This window comes from Streptomyces sp. NPDC056948, assembly GCF_042674225.1.
GTDB classification, from domain to species: Bacteria; Actinomycetota; Actinomycetes; order Streptomycetales; family Streptomycetaceae; genus Streptomyces; species Streptomyces purpurascens.
Map to the genome: position 1 here is coordinate 1 of NZ_JBHUQX010000769.1, position 1,860 is coordinate 1,860.

General features: G+C 77.8%; 3 protein-coding genes. All 3 read left to right on the forward strand.

Features of this window, described 5'->3' with window-relative positions:
• Nucleotides 1-431: hypothetical protein (locus ACFTZL_RS44515; protein WP_382596244.1), on the forward strand; the 431-nt coding region annotated here is incomplete at its 5' end.
• Nucleotides 428-892: a ferritin-like domain-containing protein gene (locus tag ACFTZL_RS44520; protein WP_382596247.1), complete on the forward strand. Its 465-nt coding sequence runs from the start codon at nt 428-430 to the stop codon at nt 890-892. The genes ACFTZL_RS44515 and ACFTZL_RS44520, both read left to right, overlap by 4 nt.
• 47 nt (nt 893-939) lie before the next feature.
• A complete protein-coding gene (locus ACFTZL_RS44525; protein WP_382596250.1) occupies nt 940-1,839 on the forward strand; it encodes an aminoglycoside phosphotransferase family protein in 900 nt (299 codons plus the stop codon).
• The last annotated feature ends 21 nt before the right edge of the window (nt 1,840-1,860 follow it).

Genomic DNA, 1,860 nt, shown 5'->3' on the forward strand with positions numbered 1-1,860 from the left:
CCGGTGACCCGGGCGACGGCCCGTCGGCCGCCGACCGACGGGCACGCGCGCGTGCGGCGCGGGACAGCGAGGAACTGGTCGAGCGGTACGACGCGGTGATCGCCGCCCGTCCGGGGCTCGCGGAGTGGCTGCGGCCGCTGCGGGAGGAGGTCGTACGGCACGCACGGGCGTTCGGCGGCGGCCGGAAGGCGGCTGTCTCCCCCGCCCCTTCCGCCTCTTCCTCCCCCGCTGCCTCTGCCTCTTCCTCCTCGGCCCCCGTGCCGGGGAACGACCGGGACGCGCTCGCCGCGCTCGCCGCCGCGGAGCGGGAGCTCGCCGACCGGCGGGCCAAGGCACTGGTCGGGGCGCCGGGCGAGCTGGCGCGGCTGCTGGCCTCGGTGGCGGCCGCCGGGGCGGCGCACGTCTATCTGCTGACGGAGGGTGACGCGTGAGCGACGCGAAGGACCAGGAGCTGCGGGCCCTCCAGGCGGCGCTGGCCGCCGAGCACGCGGCGGTGTACGGGTACGGCGTCGTCGGCGGGCGGATCGGCGACGGGCAGCGCATCGAGGCACGGACGGCGTACGACGCGCACCGGGCGCGCAGGGATGCGCTGGCGCGCGAGGTGAAGGACCTGGGAGGCAGGCCCGCGGCCGCGGCCGCGGGGTACGCGCTGCCGTTCCCGGTACCGGACGCCGCGGCCGCCGTGCGGCTCGCCGCCGAGCTGGAGGACCGGGTGGCCGGGGTCTACTCCGACCTGGTGCGCGCGGCGGCCGGCGGGCGGCGGGCCCTGGCCGCCGAGGCGCTGCGGGAGGCGGCGGTGCGGGCGGTGCGCTGGCGCGGCGAGAGCGTAGCCTTCCCTGGGCTCGCCGAGCGGGCGGACACGGCTCCGCCCGCGGCCGCGCCCACGGCGTGACCCCGTAGGGCACGCACTGCGGACAGTACGAAGGGAACGACTCGCGCATGGTTTTCGAACCGCCGAAGCGCCTGGTCAGGGCGCTCGGTGAGACGGCACCGGACGGTGACGGCTGGCTGGAGAAGCTGCCCGAGGCGGCGCAGCGGGCCGTCGCTCTACGCGAGTTGACCGTGGAGCGGGTGCAGGTGCCCGGCGGGCGCAGCAGCCTGGTCGTGCTGGTGCGGACGGCCGACGGGACGCCCGCCGTGCTCAAGCTGGCGCCGGTCCGGGCCCGCCCGGAGGCGGAGCGGGCCGCGCTCGCGCACTGGGGCGGCCTGGGCGCCGTAGAGCTGCTCGAACCCTTCACGGCCGAGGGCGTGCTGCTGCTGGAGCGGCTGCATCCTGATCTGTCGGTGCGGTCGCTGCCGGAGGCGAAGGCGCTGCTGGAGGCGGCGGGGACGCTGCGGCGGCTGTGGGTGGAGCCGCCTGCCGACTTCCCCTTCGAGACCGTGGCCGAGCGGACCGGGCGGCAGGCCGAGGCGATGCGGGCGCGGGCGCGGGCCGATCCCGAGGTGGCCCCGCTCGTCGACCTGGCGCTCGCGGCACGTGAGGAACTGCTGGCCGCGCCGCCCGAACACCGGCTGCTGCACGGCACGTTCCGGCAGAGCAAGGTGCTCGCCGGGGAGCGGATGCCGTGGCTGGCCGTGGGCCCCGACCCGGTGGTCGGCGAGTGCGCCTTCGATCTGGCCCGGCTGGTGCGCGACCGGGTGGAGGACCTGATCGCCCAGCCGTCCGGCGCGGCCACGACCCGGCGCCGGGTGAAGCGGCTGGCCGAGTCCCTGGACGTGGACCAGGAGCGGCTGCGCGGGTGGACGCTGTTCCGGGCCGTGGAGTCCGGTGTGCGGGCGGGGCGGGTGGGCCGGCCGCGCGACGCGGAGTTGTTGCTGGAGTTCGCGGGCTGGCTGTGAGCGCTCCGGAGGCCCGGAGCG